The sequence below is a fragment of the Acidimicrobiia bacterium genome, assembly GCA_036396535.1.
Lineage (GTDB): Bacteria > Actinomycetota > Acidimicrobiia > Spongiisociales > UBA5794 > DASWKR01.
Genome location: DASWKR010000025.1, coordinates 1 through 25,864, shown reverse-complemented (window position 1 = coordinate 25,864; position 25,864 = coordinate 1). Strand labels below are relative to the sequence as shown.

The 25,864-nt window shown below is 68.5% G+C and carries 34 protein-coding genes; 11 read left to right on the top strand and 23 right to left on the bottom strand.

Annotated elements, in window-relative coordinates; translation table 11 throughout:
- Positions 1-23: 23 nt before the first annotated feature.
- Both VGC47_03770 and VGC47_03765 read right to left on the bottom strand, forming a co-directional pair.
- Positions 24-1,178, bottom strand: a complete 1,155-nt coding sequence (locus VGC47_03770; GenBank protein HEX9854407.1) for a M20 family metallopeptidase — start codon at positions 1,176-1,178, stop codon at positions 24-26.
- 41 nt (positions 1,179-1,219) lie between these two features.
- Complete coding sequence (locus VGC47_03765; GenBank protein ID HEX9854406.1) at positions 1,220-1,606, bottom strand: nitroreductase family deazaflavin-dependent oxidoreductase; 387 nt, start codon at positions 1,604-1,606, stop codon at positions 1,220-1,222.
- 89 nt (positions 1,607-1,695) lie between these two features.
- Here VGC47_03765 and VGC47_03760 point away from each other — a divergent pair, with 89 nt between their 5' ends.
- Positions 1,696-2,202: a DoxX family protein gene (locus VGC47_03760; GenBank protein ID HEX9854405.1), complete on the top strand. Its 507-nt coding sequence runs from the start codon at positions 1,696-1,698 to the stop codon at positions 2,200-2,202.
- Here VGC47_03760 and VGC47_03755 read toward each other — a convergent pair whose 3' ends face one another.
- Both VGC47_03755 and VGC47_03750 read right to left on the bottom strand, forming a co-directional pair.
- On the bottom strand, positions 2,203-3,345 hold the full coding sequence (locus VGC47_03755; protein ID HEX9854404.1) for an acyl-CoA dehydrogenase family protein: 1,143 nt from the start codon (positions 3,343-3,345) through the stop codon (positions 2,203-2,205). It abuts the gene before it with no gap.
- A 120-nt stretch (positions 3,346-3,465) separates the two neighbouring features.
- Positions 3,466-4,644 carry an acyl-CoA dehydrogenase family protein gene (locus tag VGC47_03750; GenBank protein ID HEX9854403.1) on the bottom strand — a complete coding sequence of 393 codons (1,179 nt, stop codon included), beginning with the start codon at positions 4,642-4,644 and terminating at the stop codon, positions 3,466-3,468.
- 74 nt (positions 4,645-4,718) lie between these two features.
- Here VGC47_03750 and VGC47_03745 point away from each other — a divergent pair, with 74 nt between their 5' ends.
- The gene (locus VGC47_03745; GenBank protein HEX9854402.1) at positions 4,719-5,702 is read left to right on the top strand and encodes a pyridoxal-phosphate dependent enzyme; all 984 of its coding nucleotides are present in this window, start codon (positions 4,719-4,721) and stop codon (positions 5,700-5,702) included.
- Here VGC47_03745 and VGC47_03740 read toward each other — a convergent pair.
- Genes VGC47_03740 through VGC47_03720 form a run of 5 tightly spaced genes read right to left on the bottom strand, consistent with a single transcriptional unit; the run spans position 5,695 to position 9,833 of the window.
- A complete protein-coding gene (locus VGC47_03740; protein HEX9854401.1) occupies positions 5,695-6,096 on the bottom strand; it encodes a DUF126 domain-containing protein in 402 nt (133 codons plus the stop codon). The two genes, VGC47_03745 and VGC47_03740, sit on opposite strands and share 8 nt — an antisense overlap.
- The gene (locus VGC47_03735; protein ID HEX9854400.1) at positions 6,084-7,310 is read right to left on the bottom strand and encodes an aconitase X catalytic domain-containing protein; all 1,227 of its coding nucleotides are present in this window, start codon (positions 7,308-7,310) and stop codon (positions 6,084-6,086) included. The genes VGC47_03740 and VGC47_03735 overlap by 13 nt, the downstream gene beginning before the upstream one ends.
- A gap of 1 nt (position 7,311) precedes the next feature.
- A complete protein-coding gene (locus tag VGC47_03730) occupies positions 7,312-8,013 on the bottom strand; it encodes a ribonuclease HII (protein ID HEX9854399.1) in 702 nt (233 codons plus the stop codon).
- A gap of 53 nt (positions 8,014-8,066) precedes the next feature.
- Positions 8,067-8,615 (bottom strand): YqgE/AlgH family protein, encoded by a 549-nt coding sequence (locus VGC47_03725; protein ID HEX9854398.1) that lies wholly within the window; start codon positions 8,613-8,615, stop codon positions 8,067-8,069.
- A gap of 33 nt (positions 8,616-8,648) precedes the next feature.
- Positions 8,649-9,833 (bottom strand): AI-2E family transporter, encoded by a 1,185-nt coding sequence (locus VGC47_03720; protein ID HEX9854397.1) that lies wholly within the window; start codon positions 9,831-9,833, stop codon positions 8,649-8,651.
- A 113-nt stretch (positions 9,834-9,946) separates the two neighbouring features.
- Here VGC47_03720 and VGC47_03715 point away from each other — a divergent pair, with 113 nt between their 5' ends.
- Positions 9,947-10,999 (top strand): adenosine deaminase, encoded by a 1,053-nt coding sequence (locus VGC47_03715; GenBank protein HEX9854396.1) that lies wholly within the window; start codon positions 9,947-9,949, stop codon positions 10,997-10,999.
- Positions 11,000-11,012: 13 nt separating this feature from the next.
- Here VGC47_03715 and VGC47_03710 read toward each other — a convergent pair whose 3' ends face one another.
- The 14 genes from VGC47_03710 to VGC47_03645 form a co-directional block, all read right to left on the bottom strand.
- Positions 11,013-11,822, bottom strand: coding sequence for an alpha/beta hydrolase (locus VGC47_03710; protein ID HEX9854395.1), 810 nt, complete (start codon positions 11,820-11,822; stop codon positions 11,013-11,015).
- A gap of 22 nt (positions 11,823-11,844) precedes the next feature.
- A complete protein-coding gene (locus tag VGC47_03705) occupies positions 11,845-12,597 on the bottom strand; it encodes an ROK family protein (protein ID HEX9854394.1) in 753 nt (250 codons plus the stop codon).
- Positions 12,594-13,118 carry a hypothetical protein gene (locus VGC47_03700; protein ID HEX9854393.1) on the bottom strand — a complete coding sequence of 175 codons (525 nt, stop codon included), beginning with the start codon at positions 13,116-13,118 and terminating at the stop codon, positions 12,594-12,596. The genes VGC47_03705 and VGC47_03700 overlap by 4 nt, the downstream gene beginning before the upstream one ends.
- 15 nt (positions 13,119-13,133) lie before the next feature.
- The gene (gene gcvT, locus VGC47_03695; GenBank protein ID HEX9854392.1) at positions 13,134-14,189 is read right to left on the bottom strand and encodes a glycine cleavage system aminomethyltransferase GcvT; all 1,056 of its coding nucleotides are present in this window, start codon (positions 14,187-14,189) and stop codon (positions 13,134-13,136) included.
- 13 nt (positions 14,190-14,202) lie between these two features.
- Positions 14,203-14,652 carry a hypothetical protein gene (locus VGC47_03690; protein HEX9854391.1) on the bottom strand — a complete coding sequence of 150 codons (450 nt, stop codon included), beginning with the start codon at positions 14,650-14,652 and terminating at the stop codon, positions 14,203-14,205.
- A 38-nt stretch (positions 14,653-14,690) separates the two neighbouring features.
- The gene (locus tag VGC47_03685) at positions 14,691-15,182 is read right to left on the bottom strand and encodes a MerR family transcriptional regulator (protein HEX9854390.1); all 492 of its coding nucleotides are present in this window, start codon (positions 15,180-15,182) and stop codon (positions 14,691-14,693) included.
- A gap of 143 nt (positions 15,183-15,325) precedes the next feature.
- A complete protein-coding gene (locus tag VGC47_03680; GenBank protein ID HEX9854389.1) occupies positions 15,326-15,817 on the bottom strand; it encodes a bifunctional nuclease family protein in 492 nt (163 codons plus the stop codon).
- A gap of 12 nt (positions 15,818-15,829) precedes the next feature.
- A complete protein-coding gene (gene hpt / locus VGC47_03675; protein ID HEX9854388.1) occupies positions 15,830-16,423 on the bottom strand; it encodes a hypoxanthine phosphoribosyltransferase in 594 nt (197 codons plus the stop codon).
- Entirely contained in the window at positions 16,420-17,457 is a 1,038-nt protein-coding gene (locus tag VGC47_03670) for a D-alanyl-D-alanine carboxypeptidase family protein (GenBank protein ID HEX9854387.1), read from the bottom strand. Before VGC47_03670 ends, hpt begins: the two co-directional genes overlap by 4 nt.
- 1 nt (position 17,458) lies before the next feature.
- Entirely contained in the window at positions 17,459-18,160 is a 702-nt protein-coding gene (locus tag VGC47_03665; GenBank protein ID HEX9854386.1) for a MerR family transcriptional regulator, read from the bottom strand.
- Positions 18,153-18,563 (bottom strand): FHA domain-containing protein, encoded by a 411-nt coding sequence (locus tag VGC47_03660; GenBank protein ID HEX9854385.1) that lies wholly within the window; start codon positions 18,561-18,563, stop codon positions 18,153-18,155. Before VGC47_03660 ends, VGC47_03665 begins: the two co-directional genes overlap by 8 nt.
- A 57-nt stretch (positions 18,564-18,620) precedes the next feature.
- Positions 18,621-19,004 carry a glycine cleavage system protein GcvH gene (gene gcvH, locus VGC47_03655; GenBank protein HEX9854384.1) on the bottom strand — a complete coding sequence of 128 codons (384 nt, stop codon included), beginning with the start codon at positions 19,002-19,004 and terminating at the stop codon, positions 18,621-18,623.
- A gap of 64 nt (positions 19,005-19,068) precedes the next feature.
- Complete coding sequence (locus tag VGC47_03650; protein HEX9854383.1) at positions 19,069-19,614, bottom strand: CDP-alcohol phosphatidyltransferase family protein; 546 nt, start codon at positions 19,612-19,614, stop codon at positions 19,069-19,071.
- Between the two features lies 1 nt (position 19,615).
- On the bottom strand, positions 19,616-20,023 hold the full coding sequence (locus tag VGC47_03645) for a hypothetical protein (protein HEX9854382.1): 408 nt from the start codon (positions 20,021-20,023) through the stop codon (positions 19,616-19,618).
- A 95-nt stretch (positions 20,024-20,118) separates the two neighbouring features.
- On the opposite strand from VGC47_03645, the gene VGC47_03640 reads away from it, so the two are divergent.
- The 8 genes from VGC47_03640 (at position 20,119) to VGC47_03605 (ending at position 25,374) form a co-directional block, all read left to right on the top strand.
- Positions 20,119-21,384, top strand: coding sequence for a metallophosphoesterase (locus VGC47_03640; GenBank protein HEX9854381.1), 1,266 nt, complete (start codon positions 20,119-20,121; stop codon positions 21,382-21,384).
- Positions 21,385-21,403: 19 nt separating this feature from the next.
- The gene (locus VGC47_03635; GenBank protein ID HEX9854380.1) at positions 21,404-22,051 is read left to right on the top strand and encodes an endonuclease/exonuclease/phosphatase family protein; all 648 of its coding nucleotides are present in this window, start codon (positions 21,404-21,406) and stop codon (positions 22,049-22,051) included.
- A 46-nt stretch (positions 22,052-22,097) separates the two neighbouring features.
- The gene (locus tag VGC47_03630) at positions 22,098-22,478 is read left to right on the top strand and encodes a hypothetical protein (GenBank protein ID HEX9854379.1); all 381 of its coding nucleotides are present in this window, start codon (positions 22,098-22,100) and stop codon (positions 22,476-22,478) included.
- A gap of 66 nt (positions 22,479-22,544) precedes the next feature.
- A complete protein-coding gene (gene xylA, locus VGC47_03625) occupies positions 22,545-23,876 on the top strand; it encodes a xylose isomerase (protein ID HEX9854378.1) in 1,332 nt (443 codons plus the stop codon).
- Between the two features lie 104 nt (positions 23,877-23,980).
- On the top strand, positions 23,981-24,229 hold the full coding sequence (locus VGC47_03620) for an AbrB/MazE/SpoVT family DNA-binding domain-containing protein (GenBank protein HEX9854377.1): 249 nt from the start codon (positions 23,981-23,983) through the stop codon (positions 24,227-24,229).
- Entirely contained in the window at positions 24,226-24,618 is a 393-nt protein-coding gene (locus tag VGC47_03615; protein ID HEX9854376.1) for a PIN domain-containing protein, read from the top strand. The genes VGC47_03620 and VGC47_03615 overlap by 4 nt, the downstream gene beginning before the upstream one ends.
- Positions 24,619-24,736: 118 nt before the next feature.
- On the top strand, positions 24,737-24,979 hold the full coding sequence (locus tag VGC47_03610; GenBank protein ID HEX9854375.1) for a type II toxin-antitoxin system prevent-host-death family antitoxin: 243 nt from the start codon (positions 24,737-24,739) through the stop codon (positions 24,977-24,979).
- On the top strand, positions 24,976-25,374 hold the full coding sequence (locus tag VGC47_03605) for a PIN domain-containing protein (protein ID HEX9854374.1): 399 nt from the start codon (positions 24,976-24,978) through the stop codon (positions 25,372-25,374). The genes VGC47_03610 and VGC47_03605 overlap by 4 nt, the downstream gene beginning before the upstream one ends.
- The last annotated feature ends 490 nt before the right edge of the window (positions 25,375-25,864 follow it).

The window sequence follows — 25,864 nt, the reverse complement described above, 5'->3', positions numbered from 1 at the left end:
TCCATGTGCCGCGTCGGCCGCGCTCAGTCGCCCAGGTGGAGCGCCGCCTCGACGTATGTCCGAGCGGCCGTCGCCAGCTCCTCGACTTCGACCCACTCGTCCGCCGAGTGGGCGACGGCCAAGTCACCCGGGCCGTACACGACGGCCGGGCATCCCAAGTTGGGAGCATCCGTCGCCGCAGGGAAGGCGTCGATCCGGGCCACGGAGCCTGTCGCTGCCTCGTGCGCCGCGCCGGCCAGCCGGACGACCGTGGAGTCGACCGACACGTCCAGGGGCGGTATGTCCCACGTCGGGCCCTCGACCTCGAAGCGGACCCCCTCCTCTCGGAGCGACGCCAGGTGGGCCTCGATCTCAGCGGTGACCCCGTGGTACGTCTCGCCCGGCAGCGTTCGCCTATCGACCTCGACCTGGCACGACGCGGGCACGATCGACGCCACCGTCCCTCCGGCGATCACGCCGACGTTGAATCGAGCCCGGCCGCACAGCGGGTGCGGCGGCGCCGCTCGGAGAACGGCGTCGTACGAGCGGAGCCTCTCGAGGACTCGGGCCATGCTGTCGATGGCGTTCTCCCCCAGCTCGGGCATGCTGGAGTGCGCCGATCGCCCGAGGGTTCGGATCACGACGCCGAGCTGGCCCTTGTGAGCCGGGCACACGATCAACCCGGTCGGCTCCGCAACGATCGCCATGTCGGCGTGCGGGCCTTCCCTCCCGACGGCGCGTGAGCCGAGCATGGCGAACTCCTCGTCGCACAGGGCCGCCACGATCACCTCACCGCCCCGCGGCGCGCCGGCTGCCGCCAGCACCGTCGCCGCCTCGATGATGGCCGCCAGACCGCCCTTCATGTCGCACGCTCCCCTGCCGAACAGCTTCCCGCCGGAGAGGCGAGGTGAGAACGGGTCGGCGTATCCCTCGACACCGACGGTGTCGAGGTGGCCGGCGAACATCAGGGTCTTGCCTTGGCCGTCCCCCGCCAACCTGGCGTAGACGTTCTGACGCCCGGATGCGACTTCGCGGACGTCCACGACGGCGCCGATGTCGGCGAGGCGCCCTGCGACGAACGCCGCCAGGTCCGCCTCGGCGCCGCCCTCGGAGCCGCCGAACGGGTTGACGCTCGGAATCGCCACCATCGCGGCGGCCAGTTCGGTGAGCCGCTCTGGCGACACGGTCTCCGCGGGCATGCCGTCCCTCTCTGATCGGTTCGCTGCCTGGCCGGCCGAGCTCACTCCTCTTCGGAGAGGACGAGCACCTCGTCGACGCGCAGTGCCTTGAGGATGGGTCGAACAGGCGCCGGGATCGCCTCGAGCATCTCGTCGATCGCCGTGACCCTCGGCTGCACGAGATGGAGGAGACGCTTGCGCCTCACGAGGTCGCATCGCCCGGCCACCAGCACGTTCTCCAGCCAGTCGGTGTGCGAGCCGTAGGTGAGGGCGATGACCCATCGACCGTCGCCGTACGGGAACGCCATGAGGGGCGTCTTGTATGTGGTCCCCGACGTGCGACCGGTGTGCACGACGATGGCCAGCGGGGCAACCCGGTCGGCAACGAGACCCGCCACCCGGTTCGCCGCCACTCGATTGACGCGACCGACGATGGGCGGCAACGGCACCGTTCCTCCTGCTCCTCCGTGTGGCGCGAGCGTACCGTCGAGTGGCGGGCTCGGTCTCGGCGTGTAGCCTGCGAGGCCGGAGGAGAGAGATGCCTGAGATCGACGTCGCGATGCTCGTGCTCCGGGTGTGGCTCGGGACGGTCATGCTCGCCCACGGTGTGAAACACCTTCGGGGCCGGGAGCGAACCACGAATTGGCTGGCGTCGATCGGATACCGCCAGGCACCGCTCCAATGGCTCGCGATGACCGCGTCGGAGATCGGGGCAGGCGCCCTGCTGGTCGTCGGCCTCCTCACCTCACCGGCAAGTGCCGCCGTCGTCGCCATCGCCGTCGTCGCATACGCCACGGTGCATCACAAGGCGGGCTTCTGGGTGACGGCTCGTCCCGACGAGGGTTGGGAGTACGTGGCGACCCTTGCGGCGGCGGCCCTCGCTCTGGCTGCAGTCGGTCCTGGTCGCCTATCGCTCGACCACGCCATCGGCATCGCCGACGACCTCGACGGCTGGGTCGGCATCGTGGTCGCAATCGCCGGAGCAGCGCTCTCTGCCGTCCAGTTGGCCGCCTTCTTCAAACCTTCCGCTGCGGACGCCGGCTGATCACTCGACGGGGAGACCCAGCCCCCGGCTGATCACGAGCCGCTGGATCTCGGACGTGCCCTCGCCGATCTCGAGCACCTTGGCGTCGCGGTAGAGACGAGCGACGGGCGAGTCCTCCATGAAGCCGAAGCCCCCGTAGATCTGGGTGGCGACCCTGGCGGCGGTCACAGCCGACTCGGTCGCATGCAGCTTGGCGACTGCAGCCGCCTGTCGTATCGGGCGGGCAGCGTCCTTGAGGGCAGCCGCCCGATACGTGAGCAACCGGGCTGCATCGACCATGACTTGGAGGTCGGCGCACTGGAAGGCGACGCCCTGGTGACGCCCGATCGGCCCGCCGAAGGCCTGCCGGGTCTTGGCGTACTCGACGCTGTGCTCGAGGCAGGCTTGGGCGAGGCCGACCGCCAGTGCCGCGATCGCTATCCGGCCATCGTCGAGTGTCGCCAAGAACTGGCTGAAGCCCCTGCCCCGTTCACCGAGGAGGTTGCCGGCGGGAACCCGGCAGTCCTCGAAGAGGAGTCCGTGGGTGTCGGACGCATGCCAACCGAGCTTCTCGTACGCCGGCTCGACGACCATGCCGGGGGTCCCGGCGGGGACCACGATCGTGGAGACCTCGTCGGGGCCGGTTCGGGCGGTCACCGTTACGAGCGACGTGATCGCCGTCCCCGAGTTGGTGATGAATGCCTTCGCGCCGTTGATCACCCACTCGTCCCCGTCGAGCTCGGCGCGTGTCCTGGTCGCCCCGGCGTCCGAGCCGGCGTCCGGCTCTGTGAGGCCGAAGGCCGCAAGGGCCTCGCCGGTCATCAGGTCGGGAAGCCATCGCCTCTTCTGCTCCACGGTCCCGAACTCGTGGATCGGGTTGATACCGAGGCCGACCGCCGCTTCGAGGGTGATGCCGATCGACTGGTCGACACGGCCGATCTCTTCGATTGCGACGCAGAGGCTCGTGAAGTCACCGCCTCCGCCTCCATACTCCTCGTCGAATGGTATCCCGAAGAGCCCGAGTGCCCCCATCCTCGCCACGATGTCGAGCGGCAACTCGGCCGCCCGGTCCCATGCGGCCGCGTGGGGTCGGATCTCGGACTCGGCGAACTCTCTGACCGCGCTGCGGAGGTGCTCGTGCTCCTGGCTCAGCTCGAACGGCATCGACACCATGGAGACGCTAGCTGTGACGAGCGCCTTTCGGCCGCCGGGCGGACGCCACGGCCCCTACCTGCCGCAGCGACCCCTGCAGGCTGCGACTCCTTCGGCTGAGCTCCCCGCCGCCTAGCTGAAGGCGTTCTCGCCCGTGATCTTCTGGCCGAGGATCAGGGTGTGGATCTCGTTCGTCCCCTCGTACGTGTACACCGACTCGAGGTTGTTCATGTGGCGCACCACCGGGTACTCGAGGGTGATTCCGTTGGCGCCCAGCACCGAGCGCGCCTCCCTGGCCACTTCGAGCGCCATGCGGACGTTGTCGAGCTTCCCGAAGCTCACGTGCGTCGGGTCGAGGGACCCCGAGTCCTTCATGCGGCCGATGTGGATGGCGAGGAGCATGCCGCGATTCACCGCGACGAGCATCTCGACGAGCTTGCGCTGCGTGAGCTGGAACCGGGCGATCGGAACGCCGAACTGGTGGCGCTGCTTGGCATACGACAGGGCAGACTCATAACAGGCCCTGGCAGCCCCTACGGCCCCGAAGACGATCCCGAAGCGCGCCTCACCGAGACAGGAGAGCGGCCCGCGCAGACCCGACACCCCTGGAAGAACGGCGTCCCCCGGGAGCCGAAGCTCGTCGAACACGAGCTCCGACGTGACCGACGCCCGCAGCGAGAGCTTGTGCTTGATGTCGCTCGCCGAGAAGCCCTTCGAGTCCGTCGGGACGATGAAGCCTCTGATGCCGTCGTCCGTGTGCGCCCACACGATGGCGACTCCTGCGATGCTCCCGTTCGTGATCCACATCTTGGATCCATTGAGGACCCAGTCGGGTCCGGCTCGCCTGGCGTTGGTTCGCATCGAGCCCGGATCGCTCCCGGCATCCGGCTCGGTGAGGCCGAAGCAGCCGATGACGTCGCCTGCCGCCATCTGCGGGAGCCATCGCTGTTTCTGCTCCTCGGAGCCATAGGCCCAGATCGGGAACATGGCGAGCGAGCCCTGCACCGATACGAAGCTCCTGACGCCGGAGTCGCCGGCTTCGAGCTCGGCGCATGCCAGGCCGTAACTCGTGGCGTTGGTGCCGGCGCAGCCATAGCCCTCGAGGTGCATCCCGAGCAGGCCCATGGCGCCCATCTCCTTGGCGAGCTCCGTCGGCGCATGACCGTGCTCGAACCACTCGGCGATGTCCGGGAGCACGCGATCGGTGACGAACTGCCGCACCGTGTCGCGCAGCAGCCGCTCCTCGTCGCTGAGAAGGTCGTCGATCCTCAGGAAGTCGAGCGGATCGACTGCTCGGTTCTCGGTGCTCATCGCCCTCCCGTTCGTCTCTCGCAGTTTGGTGGCAACCGGCCCGCTCGGCCAGTCCCGCCCTCTACCATCGCCCCGTGCCGACGACGCCGGACCGGATCGACCTCGCCACGCTCCCGACACCCCTCGAACGCGCCGATCGCCTGTCGGCGGCGTGGGGAGGCCCGACGATCTGGGTCAAGCGAGACGACCTGACGGGATTCGGGTTGTCGGGGAACAAGGTGAGGAAGCTCGAATACCACTTTGCGGCGGCGATCGCCTCGGGGGCGGACACCGTCGTGACCTGTGGGGCGGTCCAGTCGAACCACTGCAGGGCGACGGCCGTGGCGGCGGCCCGCCTCGGGCTCGCATGTGACGTGTACCTGCGCGCCGCGGCCCCGCCCCGATCGGTCACGGCCAACCACCTCCTGATGCGCCTCGCAGGCGCATCGGTCACCTTGGTGACCCCGGACGAGTACTCGGCTCGGGACAAGCTCATGGAGGCCCGGGCCGCCGAGTACGCCGCGGCAGGCCGTTCCGCCTGGGTGATCCCCGAGGGCGCATCGGACGCCCTGGGGATGTGGGGCCTCGTTCGGGGTACGCGGGAGCTCGCCGATCAGGCGGCGGTGATCCCGGCGAGGAGGATCTCGATCTGGCATGCCGCCTCCTCCGGAGGGACGACCGCCGGGATCGCATGGGCGATCGATCGACTCGGCCTGGACATGGACGTCACCGCGGTCTCGGTCGGCGATTCGGGCGACGAGTTCGGGTCGCGCCTCTCCGCCATCTGGTCGACGGCCACGGCCGGATGGGGTGGGGCGACGCCGGGTGTCCCCATCGACTTCGTCGACGGCTACGTCGGCGGAGGCTACGGGGTCGCGTCGACCGAGCAACTGGCCGTCGAGGCCGAGGCGACCGCGCTCACCGGGCTCCTCTTCGACCCGACCTACACGGGCAAGGCGCTGTTCGCTCTGAAGAGCGAGATCGAGGCCGGCCGCTTCGGGCGGGACGACCACGTGGTGTTCTGGCACACAGGAGGAGGCTTCGCGGTGTTCGCAACCGATTACGGAGGAGTCATCTGACCTCGACGTGACCGGCCGCGGTCACGGTCGCCTCCCTGCCGTCCGGCAGGTCGGCGCTCGTCACGACGACGGGGCACACGATCCCGTACAGCTCGCGTGCGACGAGCGCTCCGGCCGCCAGTATCGGGTCGAGCTCGCGCAAGATGACCGCCGCCGGTCCCGTCCCCGACCGCAGCGCCTCCGCCAGGACCGAGCTCGACGAGCTCGAGCCTCTCCCGGCCGGCATCACGAGCAGGGTCCCCGTTATGCACGACCCGTGCTGCGGGTGGTGCCGGTCGATGATCTCGCCCGTTGCCGGGTCGACACCACCCCAGAAGCTGAGTGGCTCGTCGAGGACCATCAACACGCCGCCGGCCTCGCCCGCCACCGCCACCCCGGCCGTCACGGCGGCCATCGTCGAGTCTCGAGGCGGCCGCTCACCGCCGATTCGACACACTCCTCCATCGAGCCGAATGCCACGTCGACGCCGAGGTTCCCGGGCGCGTAGTAGGCCCACTTGGCCGAGTCGGTGAGCACGCAGCCGCGGGGCTTTCTCATGATCGGCGTGAAGTAGGTGCACGTGTCGGTCACGAGTTGGACTCCGGACCTCTCGAGCGCCGCGGTGACGGGTGCGCTCTCAGCAAGCGTGTCGCGGCCGGCAGATACGTAGCACGGGACGGCAACCTCCCGTCCGGCGAGCTCGTCGGCGAAGGCGGTCAGCTGGCGGGTCGAGTAATGGGGCGTCCCCACGCTGACGGCACCGAGAGGGCCGTCGGCGAGGGTCGCCAGGTCGGCCCTGGCAAGACGTAGCTCGTCGCGGCCGACTCTCACGTGGCGCCTCGGGGGCGCGTCGCCGAGGGCGGCTGCGAGGCTCGGCGCTTCCGGAGTGACACCGACGACGTGGAACAGCCCTACTGCCCCCGACGAGGCCGCCGCGGCACCGAGCGCCTTCAGCTGGTCCTCGGTGGCCGCGTCGATTCCCACGACTGCGACGACCTCGCTGCCTGCAAACCGCCCCAGCCAGTGTCCGAGCACCGGGAAGAGCATGTCGTCGACTGCCACGTCGACGAGCTCGACGACGGCCGTGGCAACTCGGTGCTCGTCGAGGTGGAGCCCGCCGGCGGGGGCGCGACCCGTGATGGCGCACGCCACGTCGAGGAAGTCCCCGTACCGCTCCGTGCGCGCCCCCAGGACGCTGTTGGCGAAGACGATGGCGTTCGACTCCCCCCAGGCGATCTGCTGGCCGAAGCCGGGACGTGTCGCCAGTTGGTACGGGGCGCAGGTCCAGGTCGGGCGACACCCGAGATGCTCGTACGCCTCCATCTGCATGCGTGCCCGGCGAGCCTCCTCCTCGTCGCCGAGGTGGAGGCCGGGGTGGAGCAGATCGAGTGAGGTCACGTTGAGCGTCGTCGGCACCGCCACCCTGGCGTCGAGCTGTGACAGGCGTGTCACGAAGTCGAGGCCGGCCGGCCCGTGGTACAGGCAGCCGTCGATGTGTGCCATCTCGATGTCGAGAAGCGATCCGGCGTCGATCCAGGTGGCCGCAGCCACGACGAGCTTCATGGCGAGTTGCGTCCCCGGGCCGGCCTCGCCCGCCAGCTTCGCCTCGTCGTCGCCCGAGAGCTGCACGTCAGTCGAAGAAGGTGCCCTGGGCGTCCGGTCGCACCAGCCGGGGCAGCCCCGTCCACGGCAGGTGCTCCATGAACACCCAGCTGCGCCGGTGGATGGCGCTCGGCCCGAAGTGCTGCAGGGCCGCCTTGTGGCGCGGCTCCGGGTATCCCTTGTTCTCGGCGAAGAGGTAGAAGGGGTAATGGTGGTCCTGGCTTCGCATGATCCGATCGCGGCACACCTTGGCGAGGATCGAGGCCGCCGAGATCGACAATGAGGTGGCGTCGCCGCCGACGATCCGGATCGAGTTGCCGGCGCCGACGAAGTCCCAGTTGCCGTCGACGAGAACCCTGTCCGGCGCCACCCCGAGCTGGTCCATGGCGCGGCGAGCCGCCAGGCGCTGCGCCTCCGACATGCCGAGGTCGTCGCACTCCTCGTGGCTGGCATGGCCGACCGCCCACGTGACGCACCAAGCGGCGATCCGTTCGAACAGCGCCTCCCGCTCCGGTTCGGTGAGCACCTTCGAGTCGCGGATCTTGTAGACGCGCCGATCCTGCGGCACGACGGCCGCGCCGACGCTGATGGGCCCCGCCCACGATCCCCGGCCGACCTCGTCGACCCCGACGACGACGGCGTCCCCTCGCTCCCACAGCTCTCGCTCGACGTGGAGGCCGGGCGACTTCGACTTGATCGCCTTGCGGAGCTTCGGGACGGTGGTCGTCACCGGCCCGAGGTTAGGGATGCGAGCGGTTCCCGCAAGGACCCCGCCCACGCCGGTCAGTTGAGGGTCGGGTCGACCGGGAAGGTTGCGTACGCCGCCACGAGCCCCGGCTGCCTGCGCAGGACGTCGTGCCACAGGTCACCGGGATACACCGTGAACACGTCGTCGGGCGAGGCATCGAGGACGAACCAGCCGCCTTCGGCGAGCTCCCCTTCGAGCTGGCCCGCTTCCCACCCGGCGTAGCCGCTGAAGATCCGCAAACGGCTCACCGACCCGACGACGTCCCGTGACTCGCCGAGATCGACGAGGCCGATCGACCCGAGCACGGGGCGCCAACCGAGGGGCGGGGTGCGAGGCGACTCGGCCACGCCGACGGCGATCTCGTTGCGCACCGGGCCTCCGAAGAAGATCACGTCCGGGTCTGAGATCTCCGCCGCCCACGCCGCCACGTGCACCGAGGCGGGCTCGTCCGTCGGGCGGGTGAGCACGACGCCGAGCGAGCCGTCGTCATTGTGCTCGAGGAGCAAGACGACGGTGCGATAGAAGTTCGGGTCATAGAGGTGCGGAGTCGCGACGAGAAGCCTGCCCGGTCCGGGTTGCAGCATTGCCTCATCGTATCGGCAGGCCGGTCGCAGGTGTCACCGGGTGCTGGAACGCTCCGTCGCCTCACCCGTCTCACCCATCTTGCGCTGGCGGGGCTGCTCGGCGTCGCTCAGCAGGGCGGAGTCGACGAGCTCGTGCCGGTCGAGGTACGTCGAGACGAACGCCTGGATCGTCGCCGCCGCCGGAAGGGCCATGAGAGCTCCCGGGGCGCCCATCAGCGTCGCCCCGACGATCGCCGAGCCGAAGGCGATGGCGGGGTGCAGCGACATCGTCCTGGCGGTGACGCGCGGGCTGATGACGTAGTTCTCGACCTGCTGGTAGACGGCGATGAACACCGCGACTGCGATCCCCTTGCCTGCCGACTCGAGGAAGCCGATGAGGATCGGGAGGACCCCGCCGAGGTAGGTTCCGACCACCGGCACGAATTGCGACAGCAGTCCGACCCACAGTGCGAGCGGGACTGCGAACGGGATCCCCACGATCCTGAAGGCCACCCAAGCCACGAATGCCGCCACCGCGGCGAGCAGCGCCCTCGAGTAGAAGTATCCGCCCGTCTTGTCGATGGCGATCTCGATCACCCGCAACACCTCGACCTGGCGCTCGCGCGGGAGCACGGACAGCAGCGTCCGGCGCAGCCTCGGAGCGTCTGCCGTCAGGTAGAACGTGAACAAGAGGATCGTGAGCCCCTGGAAGACGGTGTTCAGCAAGGTCGTGCCGACGCCGAAGATGCGGCCCGCCAGGTCGCCGGCGTACGCCTGGAGAGTCCTGTCGATGTCAGCGAACGCCGCCTCGACTCTGTCCGCGGAGATGCCGAGGCCGAGGTCGGCCAGGACGCGGCTCGCCTGGTCGGCGTACTCGGGCAGGTTGTCGATCAGCCTCCTGATCTGGTCGACGATGAGCGGGACCATGAGAGCGATGAACAGCGACCCGAGGACCGTCACCACCAGGAAGATGAAACCGGTGGCGAGCCCGCGCCGCCAGCCACGGTTCGAGAGGTAGGCCACGGCCGGCTCGAGGGCGATCGCCAGGAAGAGCGAGATCAGGACCAGGACGATGAAGCCGCGTAGCGCCCGCGTGAGGTGGTACGCGATGAACAGGACGATGATGATGGCAACGATCCACCTGAGCAGCCTCGGCATCCACGAAGGCATGCCGTCGTGCTCGGCGAGACCCGGTGCCGGCCCGGCCTCGCTCGGTCCAGGGGCTGTCGTCTCGCTCACAGGCGGATGAGGGTACCGACGACCGGGTCAGAACAGAAGCACCGGGATGGGCGACGCCGCCACGCCGGTCGACGATCGGCCTCTCCCGGGTTCGACCTAACCTCACGCCGCTGATGCAGATCGAGACCATCCGCCGTCTCCCCAAGGCACTGCTCCACGACCATCTCGACGGGGGCCTCCGGCCACAGACCGTGATCGAGCTTGCCGACGCCGCCGCGTACACGGCCTTGCCGACCACCGATCCTCGGGAGCTGGCCGACTGGTTCGACCAGGGCCGCTCGGGGTCGCTCGAGGCCTATCTGGCGGCTTTCACCCACACCGTCGGTGTGATGCAGACGACGGACGCCCTGGAGCGAGTCGCCTACGAGGCCGTCGTCGATCTGCACGCCGACGGCGTGGTCTACGCAGAGACCCGATTCGGTCCCTCGCTCCACACCAAGGGCGGATTGGGGCGTGAGGACGCCATCGAGGCGGTGCTGGCAGGGTTGCGGCGCGGCGCCGGCGAGACGGGGATGGTGACCGGTGTGATCGTCGACGCCCTCCGCAACGAGACCGACAGCGAAGCCGTCGCCAGAGCGGCGGCACGGTTCTCCGGTGCCGGCGTCGTCGCCTTCGACCTCTCCGGGCCCGAGGCGGCTCATCCCGCCGACGGATTCCAGGCAGCCTGCCGCATCGCCAGAGAGAGCGGCCTCGGGCTGACGATCCACGCCGGCGAGGGAGCCGGCCCGAACAGCATCTGGAGGGCCCTTGCCGTCTGCGGTGCGCAGCGCATCGGACACGGGGTCCGCATCGTCGAGGACATCGAGCTGCGCGGCGGAGAGGCGGTCCGCATCGGACCCCTCGCCGCCAGCGTGCGTGACCAGCGCATCCCGCTCGAGGTGTGCATCACGTCCAATCTGCACACCGGCATCGCAGAGGATGTTGCCCACCATCCCTTCGGAACACTGTTCGACGCCGGCTTCGCCGTCACGTTGAACACCGACAACCGGCTGATGAGCGCCGTGATGCTGTCCGACGAGATCGCGGCCGCCTCCACCGCCTTCGGACTGTCGCTCGCCGACCTGGGGTGCCTCACCCGGCGGGCGATCGAAGCCGGCTTCGGAGATTGGGGCGACCGGCGCCGCCTGCTGCGCGACGTCATCGAACCGGCCTATACCGCCTCCTGAGGCTGCCGCGGCGTCAGCCGGCGAGGCGCGATTCGACCCACGAGGCGACGAACCGCAGCACGTCATCCTGTTCCGGCTCGTTGTGCAGCTCGTGCCGCAGTCCCGGGAAGAGCCTCCGCTCGACGGTGGCCACCGCCGCCAGCGGAGCGCTCGCCCGCGGGGGCACGAGCCGGTCGTCTGCGCCGTGGATCACGAGCGCCGGCTTCGTGATGCTCTGGACGTTCTTGCGCGCTTTGACGCCGGCAGCCAGCAGCGCCGCACCGAGCCTCGTCGTCGGCTTGAGGTAGACGAGAGGGTCGGCGAGATACCTGACGCCGACATCCGGGTCCCTGGAGAGATGGCCTCCGTCGATGTTCGACGGGACACGCAGACGTGGCGCGATGTGAGGGAGGACCTTGGCGGCAGCCCGCAGCACCGCGGGCACGTCGGCGTCCAGCGCGGGGGCAGACAGGACGTAGAGGTCCGGCTGCGGTCGGTTGGACTCGGCGTATAGGGTTCCGATGAGCCCCCCCATCGAGTGGGCGTACACCACGAGAGGGACCCGCGGCTTGCGGTACCGCTGGATCATCACCTCGAGGTCGTCGAGGAACAGGTCGAAGCTCGGCACGTCGAGCAAAGGGCCCCCCGACTTCCCGTGTCCTCGGTGGTCGTAGGCGTACACCTCGAAGTTGCGACCCTGGAAGAACTCGGCGACGTGCGCCCAGCGGCCGACGTGCTCCGAGATGCCGTGCACGATGAGCACCGTCGCCTTCGGCGCGTCGACCGCCCAGGAGCTCACGTACAACTCGACGCCGTCGCGGGCCGAGATCAGCTCGATGCTCACCGTCGCCTCGCCTCCTCGATGCTCACCGTCGCCTCGCCTCCTCGATGCTGACCGCCATCGCAGCTCCGACGATCCCGGCATTGTTGCGCAGCTGGGCCGGCACCACCGGCGCCCTGACGTCGAGGAGAGGAGCGATCTCCTCGAAACGTTTCGAGATGCCGCCACCGAAGATGATCAGGTCCGGCGAGAAGATCCGCTCGACATACTGGAGGTACTCGGCAACCCGTCTCGCCCACGGCGTGAGGTCGGGCTCCTTCCTGTCGATGAGACGGCCCGCCGCATAGTGCTCCGCGGGCCCCCCGTGGAGCTCGATGTGCCCGAGCTCGGTGTTCGGGACGAGCACTCCCTCGTTGAAGATGGCGCTGCCGATCCCCGTGCCGAACGTGAGGACCACGACGACGCCCCGGCGGCCCCGGCCGGCCCCGAAGGTCATCTCGGCGATTCCCGCCGCATCGGCGTCGTTGAGCACCGCAACGTCGCGCCCGGTGACCTTGCGCAGCAGCTCGCCGGCGTCCGTGCCGATCCACGAGGGATCGATGTTTGCGGCAGACCAGACGACGCCGTGCTGCACGATGGCCGGTACGGTCACACCGAAGGCTCGATCCCAGCCGAAATGGTCGACGATCTCGCAGACGACTTCGGCCACGGCTTCCGGGACGGCCGGCACCGGCGTGTCGATCCTGTACCGATCGGCGGAGAGCCCTCCCATCTCCATGTCGACAGGCGCCCCCTTGATGCCGGACCCTCCGACGTCGACCCCGAACCCCAGGCTCATAGCGCTGCCTCTCCTCGAATCGCCTGCGCCAGGTCAGCAGCATATCGGGCGAGAGACCCCCGCTCGATACCCGGGTCGACGTCGAATCGCACCGCGCCCGGGAGATCCGCGAAACCGTCGAGGGCGGCGGCGGAGATCCCGGCAGGCGGCGCCACGGATCCGAGCACGGCTCTTGGGCTGACCGGCAACAGCACGACGGCCACCGACGTCTGCGCGGCGCCGTGCGGCACCAGGACCCCCGGCGCCTGACCGAGTGCCTTGGCGAGGTAGCGCATGGCGCCCGGCTGGCGGGTGACGACCCGCTCGACCGTCGTAGGGACGGCGAGCCGGGAGACGAGGTCGTCCCGTTCGTGGACGCCGAACCAGTTGGGGGTGACCACGTGGGCCCTGTCGGCCCGCTCGCCCCCGCTCCAGATGGTCACCCCGCGCAGCACCGGCGCCTCGACGACGCGCCCCTCTGACGAGAGCCGGGCGACGACGGCGGGATCGCATGCCCTGGACACGAGGATGCGATCGTTCATCGAGGCGGCCGAGCCTCAGCGGTCGATGAACGGTGGTTCGACGAGGGTCACTGGATGCCATACCCCTCGTATCTCGACTTCGGCCTCGACTTCGGCCTCTCCCGAGGACGAACCTGCCCCGGCGACGTATCCCATGCCGATGCCGCACCCGAGCACCGGACTGAAGTTGCCGCTCGTCACCACGCCGACCGCATCGCCCACCCGCACCCGATGGCCATGACGCGGGATGAGGCGTCCCTCGGTGCGGAACGAGACGAGGTGCTTCGGCAGGGCGCCGTCGCGCTGGCGCATCAACGCAGCCCGCCCCACGAACTCGTGGTCCCAGTCGACGACCCACGCCAGCCCCGCCTCGAGGGGTGTCGTCTCTTCGTCGAGGTCCTGGCCCCACAGCGGGTAGCCCATCTCGAGGCGCAGCGTGTCACGGGCGCCGAGACCGCACGCCTCGGCCCCGCCGGCGACCAACGCCTCGAACAGGACGGCACCTGCGGCGGCCGGGATGGCGATCTCGGCGCCAGGCTCTCCCGTGTACCCGGTTCCCGCTACCCGATATCGCCTTCCTGCGTACTCGCCTTCCTCGACCCGGAACCGGCCCGGGAAGCCGCCGAGCAGTCCGGTGACGAGCTCTCCGGCCGCCGGACCCTGGACCGCGAGGAGAACGGTGTCGTCCCGCAACGGACGAACCCGCACGGCTGCGTGAGCGCCGAACCGTCCGAGCACCTCTTCGTAGTTCGTCCCGTTCGGCATCAGCCAGTGGTCGTCCCCGGCGAGCCGCCAGACGATGACGTCGTCGACGACGCCGCCGAACTCGTTCAATGCCATGGTGTACTGGGCCTGCCCGACCCCGATCTTCCTGACGTCGTTGCACAGCTCGGCTACGACCGCCTCCGTCGCGCCCGGGCCCTCGACCGAGAAGCGGCCGAGGTGGCTCACGTCGAAGACGCCGGCGTGCTCCCTCACGGCCATGTGCTCGGAGAGCACCCCGGCGTACTGGAGGGGCATCGACCACCCACCGAAATCGGTGAACCGGGCCCCGAGCGCTTCGTGCATCGCGGCCAACGGCGTCGTGCTCATCGACCCGGCGCCGTCACCCGGCCGCGTCTCTTGCGGCGTCTTCTCCGAGATCGATGACCTGAGGCGGTCCTGGAATGCGGGTCCCGAGATCGATGACATGAGGCGGTCCCGGGATGCGAGTCGGTGCCGCCGTCTCGTCTTCGCTCGTCACGTCTGCGAGGCCGTACTTGACGAGAAGGTTCAGGTAGTCCCTCTGGTAGAAGATCTTGATGTTCGTCCCCGGGTAGATCTCACGAAACTTTCTGACCTTCTTGTTCTTCTTCGTCACCAGCTTCTGGTTCATCGTCGTGATCTCGATGTAGACGTTCTCGCCCGGCAGGTAGAAATCGGGGCGGAAGAACTTCGTGGCCTGCCCATCGTCGTCCCACTCGACGGCGAACTCGTGGGGCTCGTAGATCCACTCGACGTCGTAGAAGTCCAGCAGACTGGCGAATTGCCGTTCGCTCTCGTGAGCGAACGGCACGAGAGCGGATGGCTCCGGATCGAAGTCGGCTTGGTAGGTCAGTTGGCGTGGACCTCTCTGGCTTCCATGTCCTCGTCCTCGGCTTCGGGGAACAGCCGGTGGATCTCGCCGACGAGCTCCTTCTCGACGGGCCCGACGGCGATCCCGAAGACTCCCTGACCCCGCTGGAACACGTCGACCACCTCATCGGCACTGTGGGCGGCGTAGATGGTGGTCCCGTCCGAGAGCAGCGTGACGTCGGTGAGCGGATTGTTGCTCTCGAGTTGCTCGGCGAGGATGTCCATCGCGGTGCGGATCTTGTTGAGGCTCATGCCGGCGTCGAGGAGCCGCTTGACGACCTTGAGCTGCACGATGTCGCTGAACGAGTAGCGGCGCTGCGACCCGGAGCCCTGGGCGTGCTGGATCGACGGAGTGATCAACCCGGTCCTCGCCCAGTAGTCGAGCTGGCGATACGTGATGCCAACCAGCTTGCATACCTGCGGCGCCCGGTAACCGTCCGCGGTGCCAACACCGATCTGCTGCCCGGTCACGTATGCCTCCTCGTGGTGACTAGCTTACACCGACGTAATTCCGCCCGCAGAACTACGGCAGTGAAAGTTAGGGGCCGCCTGTGCCACTTGTCAACAACCTGTGGACAACCCCCTGCTGGACGGCCGGAGCATCCCGCCTCTGGTCACTGCGTGGGGCCGAAGTCCTCCGGGGTCACGTCGTCGAGGAACTCGCGGAACCGCTCGATCTCCTCTTCCTCGCCCTCGTCGCGGATCTCGACGCCTGCCTCGTCGAGGACGGCACGCTCCGCGAAGACCGGAGAGGCGGTGCGCGCCGCCAGGGCGATGGCGTCGGACGGGCGCGATGAGACCTTCACCTCGTCCTCGCCGCGCTGCATGACGAGGTCGGCGTAGTACGTGCCTTCGGTGAGGGCGGTGACCACGACGCGCGTGACGACTGCGCCGAGCGTCTCGGCGACGATCTTGAGGAGGTCGTGGGTCATCGGGCGCTGCGGTTCGACCCCCTCGAGGGCGAGTGCGATGGCCGTGGCCTCGTTCGTGCCGATCCAGATCGGAAGGAAACGGGTCCCGCCAAGCTCCCTCAAGAGCAAGATCGGGCTGTTGCTCGGCAACTCGATCCGCACCCCTACCAGCTCCATCGGGACCGGGTCCGTCATTCGGCCAGGTTATCACCGACCCGATCCGACGCCCGCGGGCAGTGGGGCGCGGAATCGCTCCATCGAGAACTCGCCCGGGTGGTCTCGCAGGGCCGCCATGTCCATGACGGCCCACAGAGACCGGAGGTTGCGGAAGCGCCCTTCCCAGTCGAGGCCGTAGCCGAGGAGGAACTCGTCACCCACCTCGAACCCTCGATATTCCACCGCCACGTCGACGATGCGGCGAGCGGCCTTGTCGAGGAGGGCGACGGTGGCGACACTCCTCGCCTCGTGCATCTCGATGATGCGCCGCAGCGATGTGAGCGTGAGCCCCGTGTCGACGATGTCCTCGACGATGATCACGTCCTCGCCTGCGACCGGCAGCGACAGGTCGAGGGCGATCCCCACCCGCCCGTCCTCGCCGAACCGGGTCAGCGACAGGAAATCGATCGAGAGCTCGAGGTCGATCTGGCGTGACAGGTCGGCGATGAAAGGCATACAACCGGTCAGAATCCCGATGAGGATCGGCGACCTGGCCTCGTAGTCCCGAGCGATCTCCGTCCCGAGCTGGGCGACCCGCCGCCTCAGGTCGACCTCGGTGACGACCTCGATGTACTGATCCGTCACCCGCTGCCTCCGAGCACGACGGGTGTGATGGCGCGAAGGTTCTCCCTGATGCGGACGCCTCGCTCCGTTCGGTTCGGGGGCGTCAGCGCCGAATGGCCATCCGGCAGCTCGAGCACCGCCGACAGCCTCGCCTCCTCTGCCTCCGAGAAGCGGCTCGATCCGCCCACCCCTCCCCCGCCCTCCTCTGCGAGGAGCGGTGCGCCGAGCCGATCACGGAGGGTCACGGTGCCGAAGCCGAAGGCGAGCAGTTCGGCGGTGTCTGCGAAGTGGTCGTCCGAGCCCATCACGACCGTGACGATCGTGCGACCGTTTCGCTCGAGAGCGGCCACGAGCACCAGCAGCGCGTCGTTCGTGAAGCCGGTCTTGATCCCGACGACGCCTGGGAACACGCCGAGCAGCCTGTTCGTGGTGCGCGCCTGCCTTGGGATCCCTGACGAATCGGGCCGGAACGAAACGAATCGGGTGCGGACGATCTCGGCGAGCACCGGATCGCCGAGCAGCTCGGTGGCCATGACGCTCAGATCGCGGGCCGTCGAGTAGTGGCCGTCGGCGTCGAGGCCGTGCGGATTCACGAAGTGGGAGTGGGACAGTCCAAGCGAGATCGCCTTGGCATTCATCATCGCCGCGAAGCCCTCGACCGACCCGCCGACGTGCTCGGCGAGCGCCATGGCGGCATCGTTGCCCGACCGGATCAGCATGGCTTCGAGAAGGTCCTCGACCGGCCACACCTCGCCCTCGGTGAGGCCGATCTCCGACTCGCCAACGGAGATGGCGGTCCGCGAGGCCCGCACTCTCTCGTCCAGCTCGGTTTGGTCCCGCACCACGAGGGCGGACATGATCTTCGTGACGGACGCCATCGCCGACTCTTCGTCCGGGTTCCTGGAGGCGAGCACGACGTCCGCCGTGACGTCGTACACGATCCACCGGGGAGCCGTGATGCTGGGGGCGGCGATCGACTCGAGCGAGACGGGGACACCGCCCGGGGGTGGGAGGAGGGCAGCGGCCATCGCCAGTCCGGCGAGCAGCCTCCTCACGTCATCCCTCGAGCATCTTCTTGACGCGGGCGCGCACGATGCCCTCCTGCATCAAGGCCGACGCCTGCGAGCAGTCGGCGAGCATCTCTGCAGCCCTCCTGCGGTTGTCCGGATTGCGGTGCCGCAGCAGAGGAGCGACGAGCTGGCGCATCAGGTCGACTTCGCGGTCTGCTGCGAGCCGCACGGCTCGCAGGTGGCGCGGCTCGAGGCCCTGACGGAGGAGACGGGCGGCGGCTCGGGCGATCGTGAGCGCGTCGTCGAGGAAGACTCTGCCCTCTCCCGGCAACTCCATGGCCTCGAGCACCCCCTCGGAGACCAGCAGTCCTATCTGGCGAGGGCTGAGCCCGGTCGCACGCGACAGCTCGTCTTCGTTGAGAGAGACACCCGAGGCGGCGAAGTACGCCTCCGGCGGGGGCCCGGACTCGGTGGCGGCCGACGGCTCCTCGCCCCGCTCCCATGCGGTCAGCTTCGATTTGATGACCTTGAGGGGGAGGAAGTGGTCGCGCTGCTCGCGGAGGATGTACTGGATGCGGCGCACGTCGACGTCGGTGAACATCCGGTAGCCGGCGGGGCTCCTCTCGGGCTCGACGAGCCCCTGGCCCTCGAGGAACCGGATCTTCGAGACGCTCAACTCGGGGAACTCTTGGCGGAGCATCGTGATGACCTCACCGATGCTGCGCCCGCGCTCGCGGCGCTCAGCCATTGCCGACCACGACTCCGAGGTGGAACTTGCCGATGATGATCTCGTCGCCGGGGTGCAGTTGCCGGCTGTCGAAGCGCTCCATGTTCACGTAGGTGCCGTTGGTGCTCCCGAGGTCGTCGACGCTCAGCCCTTCCTCGTCGACGACGAACTTGGCGTGCATGCGGCTCACCGTGACGTCGCCGAGGTAGATGTCCGCCTCGTCCGACCTGCCGACGGTCGTCTCCCCGGTCCCCAAGACATACGTCAGGCCCGCCTGGGGCCCACTCTCGACGACGAGGGCGTACCTGAAGGCACCGGCGACTCTCGACCCCTGACCCTCGGCGGCGCCCTGCCGGGTCGCCGGGGCGTAGGCAACGGTCGGGTCGTGCTCCTCCAACGGCTCGCCCCGTTCCTCATCCTGCATCCGGTCATCGTACTACGTGACCCTCAACTTCGAGTTGAGGGTCAGCAGGTGCTGCGGTCAGGTCTCGACGAACGCCCGGTAGGCGGCGGCGTCCATGAGACGGTCGAGGGATGAGACGTCTGCGGCGCGGATGACGATCATCCATCCTTCGCCGTACGGGTCGGCGTTCACGCGCTCCGGGGCGTCGCCGAGCGCACCGTTCACGGAAGCGACCTCGCCGGTGACCGGGGCGTAGAGGTCGGAGACAGACTTGGTCGACTCGATCTCCCCGAACGGCTCACCGGCGGTGACGGTCGCTCCGACGGCGGGTAGGCCGATGAAGACGACGTCGCCGAGCTGGCCCTGGGCGAAGTCGGAGATCCCGAGCGTCACGGTGCCATCGTCCACGAGGCGAGCCCACTCGTGCGTGTCGGCGTACTTGAGATCGTCTGGAACGTTCACGTCTGCTCCCCTTCGACCGTCGATCGTAACCGCCGGGCCGCCTACTCGTCGGCCGCCCCGCCCATCAGCGTGACCCCGTGACCATCCGCCTGGCGTCGCCCACGTACTGGACCCCGACGACGTAGTACAGGACGAGCCCCGGGATCCCGACGATCCAGGCAGCGGCGACGATCCAGTCGAGGTCGGCCCCTCTCCCGACGAAGAACCAGGAGATGGCGGCATACAGCAGGAGCGTCGCCAGCTTGCCGAGGCGGCGCACCTCCATCTTCCTGCCTGCGGCCAGCCCGACCCACGCCGCTCCGACCGCGATCAGGGCCTCCCGCACGATCAGGGCGACGGCGAACCAGGCCGGCAGATCCCCCGAGATGAGGCCTCCGATCAGGGCCGCGGCCACGGCGAGCCGATCGGCGAGCGGATCGAGGAGCTTCCCGACCTCGCTCACCTGGTCGAGACGGCGCGCCAGGAACCCGTCGACCCAGTCCGTCGAGCCGATGAGGCCGAGCAGTAGTCCCGCCGCCAAGGGGCTGTCGGGCGAGCCGAGCAGCAGCCAGAGGAACACCGGCACGAGGAGCAGCCTCACGAAGGAGATGACGTTGGGGACGGTCAGCATGTCAACCCGATCTCAGTGCGCGGAAGCCGATCCTGGCGAGCTCTTCGCCCTCGAACGAGACGACGAACGCATATCCCTTCGGCTCCGGGATCGAGATGTTGTGGAACGGCGTGACGATCGGGACGACGCTGGGCGCTCCAGGAGGGAGGGCTGCCGGGGCGCCGACGCGCAGGCTGCCCTTCGCCTCGATGGCGAGCCGGTTGCCGTCCTCGTCGATGAGCTCGAGCTTGAGGTCGAGGTTGCGGTGCCGCTCGTCCGGTTCGATCTCGGCGATCAACGCAACTGCCAGGCTGCGGTGGACGACGGGGAAGGAGGAAGCGCTGATGGTGGAGAACCCGCCCCCGAGCACGAAGAGCTTGCCCCCCTGCACCTGGGCGGCGTCGGCGAGCATCGCCGTGGTCAGCCTCATCGTCCTCCTCGCTGACCACGGACACTAGGAGGGCCCGTGATCAGCGTCACGCCGTGGACGGTCTAACGTGTCGCAACCAGGGGGGTCCCGCAATCGTGAGCCGCTCGATCACAACCATCGCTGTGCTGTGCCTCGCGGTCGCGGTCGCCGTCGCCGCTCCTGCAGGTGGCGCCGCAGACCCGCACCATGCGTCGTCGGCCGACACGACTGCACCGAAGGCGTATTACGGGTTCCCGGCGGGCTCGGTGTTCCCGAGCAAGGCGGTGCTCGTCGGGATGGCGAGAGACGATCGGAAGGTCGTCGCGGTGCGGGTCGCCGTCAAGGACGTGGCGACGGGCCTGTGGCGTCAGAAGAGCGGCGGGTGGGGCCCGCAGCGGACCGCCTGGAAGGCCGAGCTGAGCGACCGGGGCGCCACCTTCGCCACCTGGACCCACCGCGCCGATCTACCCGACGGCACCTATCGCCTCGACGTGAGGGTCGAGGACCGCGCCGGGAACACGACCCGCCTGCGCCCGAGGCGGCTCTTCTCCGTCGACGAGACGGCGCCGAAGGCGGCGCTCCTGGTGGCGGCGGGCGACATCGCCCGATGCACCTCGGATGACGACGAGGCCACTGCGACCCTGCTCGACGGCCTCTTCGCCGAGCGGTCAGGCGTGGTGGCGGTCCTCGGCGACACCGCCTATCGGGATGGAACCGCTTCGGACTACGCCGACTGCTACGACCCCACGTGGGGCCGGCATGCCAAGAGAACTCGAGCCACAGTCGGCAACCACGAGTACCACACGTCGAACGCCAGGGCGTACTGGGACTACTTCGACGCCAGAGCGGGAGAGCGACGTCGCGGATGGTACGGGTTCGACCTCGGCGCCTGGAGGATCGTCGTCGTCAACTCCAACTGCTCCGAGGTCGGCGGGTGCGGGCCGTCCTCACCCCAGGGAATCTGGCTGGCCGCCGAGTTGGAGGACCACCCCGCTCAGTGTACGGCCGTGCTGATGCACCATCCGCGCTTCTCGTCCGGCTCGGAACACGGCGACGATCCGGCGATGGGCCCGTTCTGGAAGCAGTTCCACACGACGGGCGTCGACCTCGTGCTCGCCGGCCACGACCACAACTACGAACGGCTGGCGAAGCTGGACCCGACGGGTCACCTCGATCGTGACGGCGGTATCAGGTCGTTCGTCGTCGGTACCGGGGGGGCGTCCCTGCGCCCGGTCACGATCGCCCGGCCGCACTCCCGGGTGACCGTCGACGATCGCCACGGCGTCCTGGCGCTCGAGCTCATGCAGACGAGGTACAGGTACTCGTTCGTGACGACCCCGGGCGGCGAGGTCGCCGATTCGGGGAAAGGGAGTTGCCACTGAAGTGGGCACCATCAGGGTCATGAGCATCAATCTCTTGGTGGGCCGGGCAGACCACCGCGCCCTCGAGCGGGTGATCGAAGACGTCGACCCGGACGTGCTCGCCTGTCAGGAACTGGTTCCTGAGCACGCCACCATCATCACGAGGCTGCTCCCCTACGGTCATCTCGACCCGACGAGGAACTACCACGGTCTCGGGATCGCAACTCGCTTCCCGTCCCAGGTCGAGCGGTTTCCGCTGGCGCACAGGGACGGATGGCGAGCAACGTTGTCGGCCGACCGGTGGCCCTCGCTCGACCGCGACCTGGAGGTGATCAACGTCCACATCCAGAGCCCGGTCGACTCCCACCCGGTCCGGGCACGGCGCAACCGCAAGTCCCAGACGACGGCGATCATCGATCACGTTCGCGAGAACCGTCGCCCGAGGGTGCTCGTCGGCGACATGAACGCCACGCCGGCGTGGCGCACGTACCGCAGGATCGCCGCCACGATGCAGGACGGACCGGTCGCAACCGGCACGGCGGCTCGCACCTGGGGACCGTGGTGGTGGGCGCCGCGGTTGCTCCGCATCGACCACGCCTTCGTCGACGGGGCCCTGCCGCTGCGGAGTTGGATCGAGCGCATCAGAGGAACCGACCACGCCGCCCTCGTGATCGAGATCGATGTCTGAGCGGACCGGCTCGGAAGAGCCGCCCCGGCGTGCAACAATCCCCGACATGCGCGGCGCGGTTGGGATCCAGTCATACGCAATCGGAGTCGTCGCCGTCGTGATGCTCGCCGCCCCGGGCTTCGTGCTCGGCTACACGTCTGCCGAGGCATACGAGGTCGAGATCGTGCGATGGGCGGGCTTGTTCACCCTGGGGCTGGCCGCCGTCCGTCCTTGGGCGATCCGCGATGGAGGCCGCACCGCCTGGCGTATGCGTGCCTGGACGACCGTCGTCGTCGGGTGCGGGTTCGCCTACATCGTGGGGACGAATCCCCTCTTCCTGGTGGTCGGACTCGCCGCCATCGCCGCCGCCATGCTCGACACGTCGATCGAGTGGGCGACCAGGGCATCGGAGGATCTCAGGCTGCGCCTGATGCGGGACCGCGGCTAGCCGGCTCCCGAAACGCCGCCCGTTCGGCGATGGATAATGTTCGCCGCGTTCGAACCAGGAGATGCGATGACAAGCCCCGAGTTCTTCGAAGACGTCCCCGAGCCGATCCGATTCGAGGGTGTCGACTCGGACTCGCCGCTGGCATACCGGGTGTATGACAAGGATCGCGTCGTCGCCGGCAAGCGCATGGAAGACCACCTGCGGATCGCCGTCTGCTACTGGCACTCGTTCAACTGGCCCGGCAGCGACGTCTTCGGCACTGGCACGTTCGACAGGCCGTGGCTGGTTGCCGCCGGCGATATGTCGGCCGCTCGCCAGAAGATGGACGCCGCCTTCGAGTTCGTGACGAAGCTCGGCGTGCCGTACTTCTGCTTCCACGATCGCGACATCGCTCCCGAAGGCGCTTCGTTCGCCGAGTCTGCGAAGGACCTCGACGCCATGGTCGATTACGCCGCCGAGCACATGGCCCGCTCCGGCGTCGGCCTCCTCTGGGGGACCGCCAACCTGTTCTCCCATCCCCGGTACGCCGCAGGGGCCGCCACGAACCCCGACCCGGACGTCTTCGCACACGCCGCCGCCCAGGTCAGGCTGGCACTCGAGGCCACCCACCGGCTCGGGGGCGCCAACTACGTGCTGTGGGGCGGCCGGGAGGGATACGAGACCCTGCTGAACACCGACCTCCGCCGTGAAGCGGACCAGCTGGGGCGGTTCCTCGCCATGGTCGCCGAGCACAAGCACGCCATCGGTTTCCAGGGAACCCTGCTCATAGAGCCGAAGCCGCAGGAGCCGACGAAGCACCAGTACGACTACGACTGCGCCACCGTCCACGGGTTCCTGGACCGCTACGGGCTCACCGACGAGTACCGCGTCAACATCGAGGTGAACCACGCCACGCTGGCCGGCCACAGCTTCCACCACGAGGTGGCCTACGCCATCGCCAACGGGATCTTCGGCAGCGTCGACGCCAACCGGGGCGACTACCAGAACGGATGGGACACCGACCAGTTCCCCAACTCGGTCGACGAGCTGTCGTTGGCGCTGTACGAGATCCTGAAGGGAGGCGGCTTCGAGACGGGCGGCTTCAACTTCGACACCAAGCTGCGGCGCCAGAGCATGGATCGGTCCGATCTCTTCCACGCACACGTCGGAGGCATCGACACCCTCGCCAGGGCCCTGCTCGTCGGCGCCGAGCTCGTCGAGCGGGGAGACCTGGCAGCCGCCGTCGCCGAGCGCTACGCCCGATGGGACGGAGAGCTCGGACATACGATCACGTCGGGTACGTCGCTCGCCGAGCTCGGCGACATGGTGATGGCAGGGGACATCGCCCCCGAGCCGGGCTCCGGCCGCCAAGAGCATCTCGAGAACGTCGTCAACCGGGCGATCTGGGCGGCGAACTGAACCGAGGCGTGCTCCGCCGGAGTTCCGCGGACCCAAGATCAGGCTCTGGTCGCCTGGCGCCTCGGCTGATATCCTTACCTTGCCGGCATCGTAAGGAGCCCCGTATGGATCTCGTGGCCAGGGTGACCTCGAAAGGCCAGATCACCATCCCAAAGGAGGTTCGCGACCGCCTCGGCATCTCCGAAGGCGATCACGTCGTGTTCCGAGTGGAGGAGCACCGAGCCGTACTCGCCAAGATTCCCAACCTCCTCGACCTCGCCGGCACCGTCGAGGTCCCGGCAGCGAAACGGGGCACCGCATGGGACGAGGTCCGCCGGAGCACCCGACGCACCCGCGCCGAGACGCGGCGGTGACGGCGTTCGTCGACACCAACGTCCTGATCCGCCATCTCACCGGTGATCCACCCGACCGCGCCGCTCGTGCCACCGCCTTCCTCGCTGCGGCCGATGAACTGCTCCTCCCCGACCTCATCGTCGCCGAAACGGTCTACGTGTTGGAGTCCTTCTATGAGGTGCCGGTCGATGAGGTGGCCCGCCTGGTGCGTTCCGTGATCGCCTACCCCGCCATCCGAACCGCCGATCCTGCCTTGCTCCTGCGCTGCCTCGAGGTCTACGAGACCCACCGCATCGACTTCGCCGAGGCGTACCTCGTCGCTTCAGCCGAAACCGCCGGAATCGAGGAGATCGTCTCGTTCGACCGCAGCATCGACCGCGTCACAACCGTCAGCCGCATCGAGCCATGACCGCACGCCGACGTGCCGATAACTCGATGGCTCGCAGAGTCTGCTCGGTCTCGTCCGATTGCGGGTGATCGGCGAGGCAGAGGGTTCACCTTGCGTGTGTATCTGATAATCTGATCGCATGCCTGACATCACTGCGACCGATGCGGCCCGCCACTTCGCTGATCTGCTCGACGGTGTTGAGCACCGTGGTGAGCACTACACAATTGTTCGTCGGGGCAAAGCAGTCGCGCATCTCGAACCCGTATCCAGTGGACGTGGCATCGACGTGAAGTCGCTCCTGCGTCGGCACCGGCCGGACACTGCGTGGCCGGGGAACCTGACTGATCTTCGAGCTCTGTTGGAGATTGAAGATCGAGGATGAGCCTGCTCCTGCTCGACACCACGTTTCTGATCGATGCCGAGCGGGGCGGCGTCGATCTCGACGATGTCATCGACGATGACGACGACATAGCCATCGCAGCGGTCACTGTCGCTGAGCTACTCGTGGGTGTCGCGCTCGCCTCCGGAAGGCGACGGAATGCCCGTCAGGCCTACGTCGATGAGATCATCGAGTCGCTGCCGATCATTGCCTACGACCGCGATGTAGCGGTCGAACACGCCGATCTGCTCGTCGCTGTTCGCGACCAGGGCCGTCCACGGGGAGCTCACGGCTTGCTGATCGCAGCTACTGCTCGAGCTACCGACCGGGCGGTTGTGACCGCCGACCAAGAGGCATTCGCCAACCTCCCCGGTGTCGCCACCGCCGGCCACCGCTAGCGCACGATGTGCCGCTCGGCGAAGTGTGGGATCGGGCGCGTCATTGCCCACATCGGACGATCTGGTTCGAGATGCTATTTGCCAGCCGATCGATAGTCGGGCAGGTCGAGCTGGATCTGTCCCCCGCCGAGGTTCGGCGGTGACCGCCGAACCTCGGCGGTCACCGCCTTGATTCCCGAACGCCTGCATCCGGCTGTGGCCAGAACGGCGGTCGCTGATGAATCCGCCGCACGTCAATCGCGAATGAGACGATTCCCGCGATCAGCCACGACAGGACCACAGCGGCTGTCGCCGTCGCCGCGGCCGACCTCGCTGCGACTACGCCCGTCAACATAACGCCGGCCCAGACTGCCGACCAGAGCAGGACGATGCACGTTGCACGAATCGGGAGACTCAGACTGCACGTCGGCCACGGCCTCGAGACGGACCGCAACGCGTGCTGCCAGCTCCCGGTCCGCCCGCCCCCGAACCCGCCCTTGGCGCGGGCGGC

Excerpts from the sequence above, each read along its gene's own strand:
- VGC47_03770 (HEX9854407.1), bottom strand. The coding sequence starts at position 1,178 with ATGCCCGCGGAGACCGTGTCGCCAGAGCGGCTCACCGAACTGGCCGCC.
- VGC47_03760 (HEX9854405.1), top strand. The coding sequence starts at position 1,696 with ATGCCTGAGATCGACGTCGCGATGCTCGTGCTCCGGGTGTGGCTCGGG.
- VGC47_03755 (HEX9854404.1), bottom strand. The coding sequence starts at position 3,345 with ATGCCGTTCGAGCTGAGCCAGGAGCACGAGCACCTCCGCAGCGCGGTC.
- VGC47_03750 (HEX9854403.1), bottom strand. The coding sequence starts at position 4,644 with ATGAGCACCGAGAACCGAGCAGTCGATCCGCTCGACTTCCTGAGGATC.
- VGC47_03740 (HEX9854401.1), bottom strand. The coding sequence starts at position 6,096 with ATGGCCGCCGTGACGGCCGGGGTGGCGGTGGCGGGCGAGGCCGGCGGC.
- VGC47_03725 (HEX9854398.1), bottom strand. The coding sequence starts at position 8,615 with ATGCTGCAACCCGGACCGGGCAGGCTTCTCGTCGCGACTCCGCACCTC.
- VGC47_03715 (HEX9854396.1), top strand. The coding sequence starts at position 9,947 with ATGCAGATCGAGACCATCCGCCGTCTCCCCAAGGCACTGCTCCACGAC.
- VGC47_03705 (HEX9854394.1), bottom strand. The coding sequence starts at position 12,597 with ATGAGCCTGGGGTTCGGGGTCGACGTCGGAGGGTCCGGCATCAAGGGG.
- VGC47_03700 (HEX9854393.1), bottom strand. The coding sequence starts at position 13,118 with ATGAACGATCGCATCCTCGTGTCCAGGGCATGCGATCCCGCCGTCGTC.
- gcvT (HEX9854392.1), bottom strand. The coding sequence starts at position 14,189 with ATGAGCACGACGCCGTTGGCCGCGATGCACGAAGCGCTCGGGGCCCGG.
- VGC47_03680 (HEX9854389.1), bottom strand. The coding sequence starts at position 15,817 with ATGACGGACCCGGTCCCGATGGAGCTGGTAGGGGTGCGGATCGAGTTG.
- VGC47_03665 (HEX9854386.1), bottom strand. The coding sequence starts at position 18,160 with ATGGCTGAGCGCCGCGAGCGCGGGCGCAGCATCGGTGAGGTCATCACG.
- VGC47_03660 (HEX9854385.1), bottom strand. The coding sequence starts at position 18,563 with ATGCAGGATGAGGAACGGGGCGAGCCGTTGGAGGAGCACGACCCGACC.
- VGC47_03650 (HEX9854383.1), bottom strand. The coding sequence starts at position 19,614 with ATGCTGACCGTCCCCAACGTCATCTCCTTCGTGAGGCTGCTCCTCGTG.
- VGC47_03645 (HEX9854382.1), bottom strand. The coding sequence starts at position 20,023 with ATGAGGCTGACCACGGCGATGCTCGCCGACGCCGCCCAGGTGCAGGGG.
- VGC47_03635 (HEX9854380.1), top strand. The coding sequence starts at position 21,404 with ATGAGCATCAATCTCTTGGTGGGCCGGGCAGACCACCGCGCCCTCGAG.
- VGC47_03630 (HEX9854379.1), top strand. The coding sequence starts at position 22,098 with ATGCGCGGCGCGGTTGGGATCCAGTCATACGCAATCGGAGTCGTCGCC.
- xylA (HEX9854378.1), top strand. The coding sequence starts at position 22,545 with ATGACAAGCCCCGAGTTCTTCGAAGACGTCCCCGAGCCGATCCGATTC.
- VGC47_03620 (HEX9854377.1), top strand. The coding sequence starts at position 23,981 with ATGGATCTCGTGGCCAGGGTGACCTCGAAAGGCCAGATCACCATCCCA.
- VGC47_03610 (HEX9854375.1), top strand. The coding sequence starts at position 24,737 with ATGCCTGACATCACTGCGACCGATGCGGCCCGCCACTTCGCTGATCTG.
- VGC47_03605 (HEX9854374.1), top strand. The coding sequence starts at position 24,976 with ATGAGCCTGCTCCTGCTCGACACCACGTTTCTGATCGATGCCGAGCGG.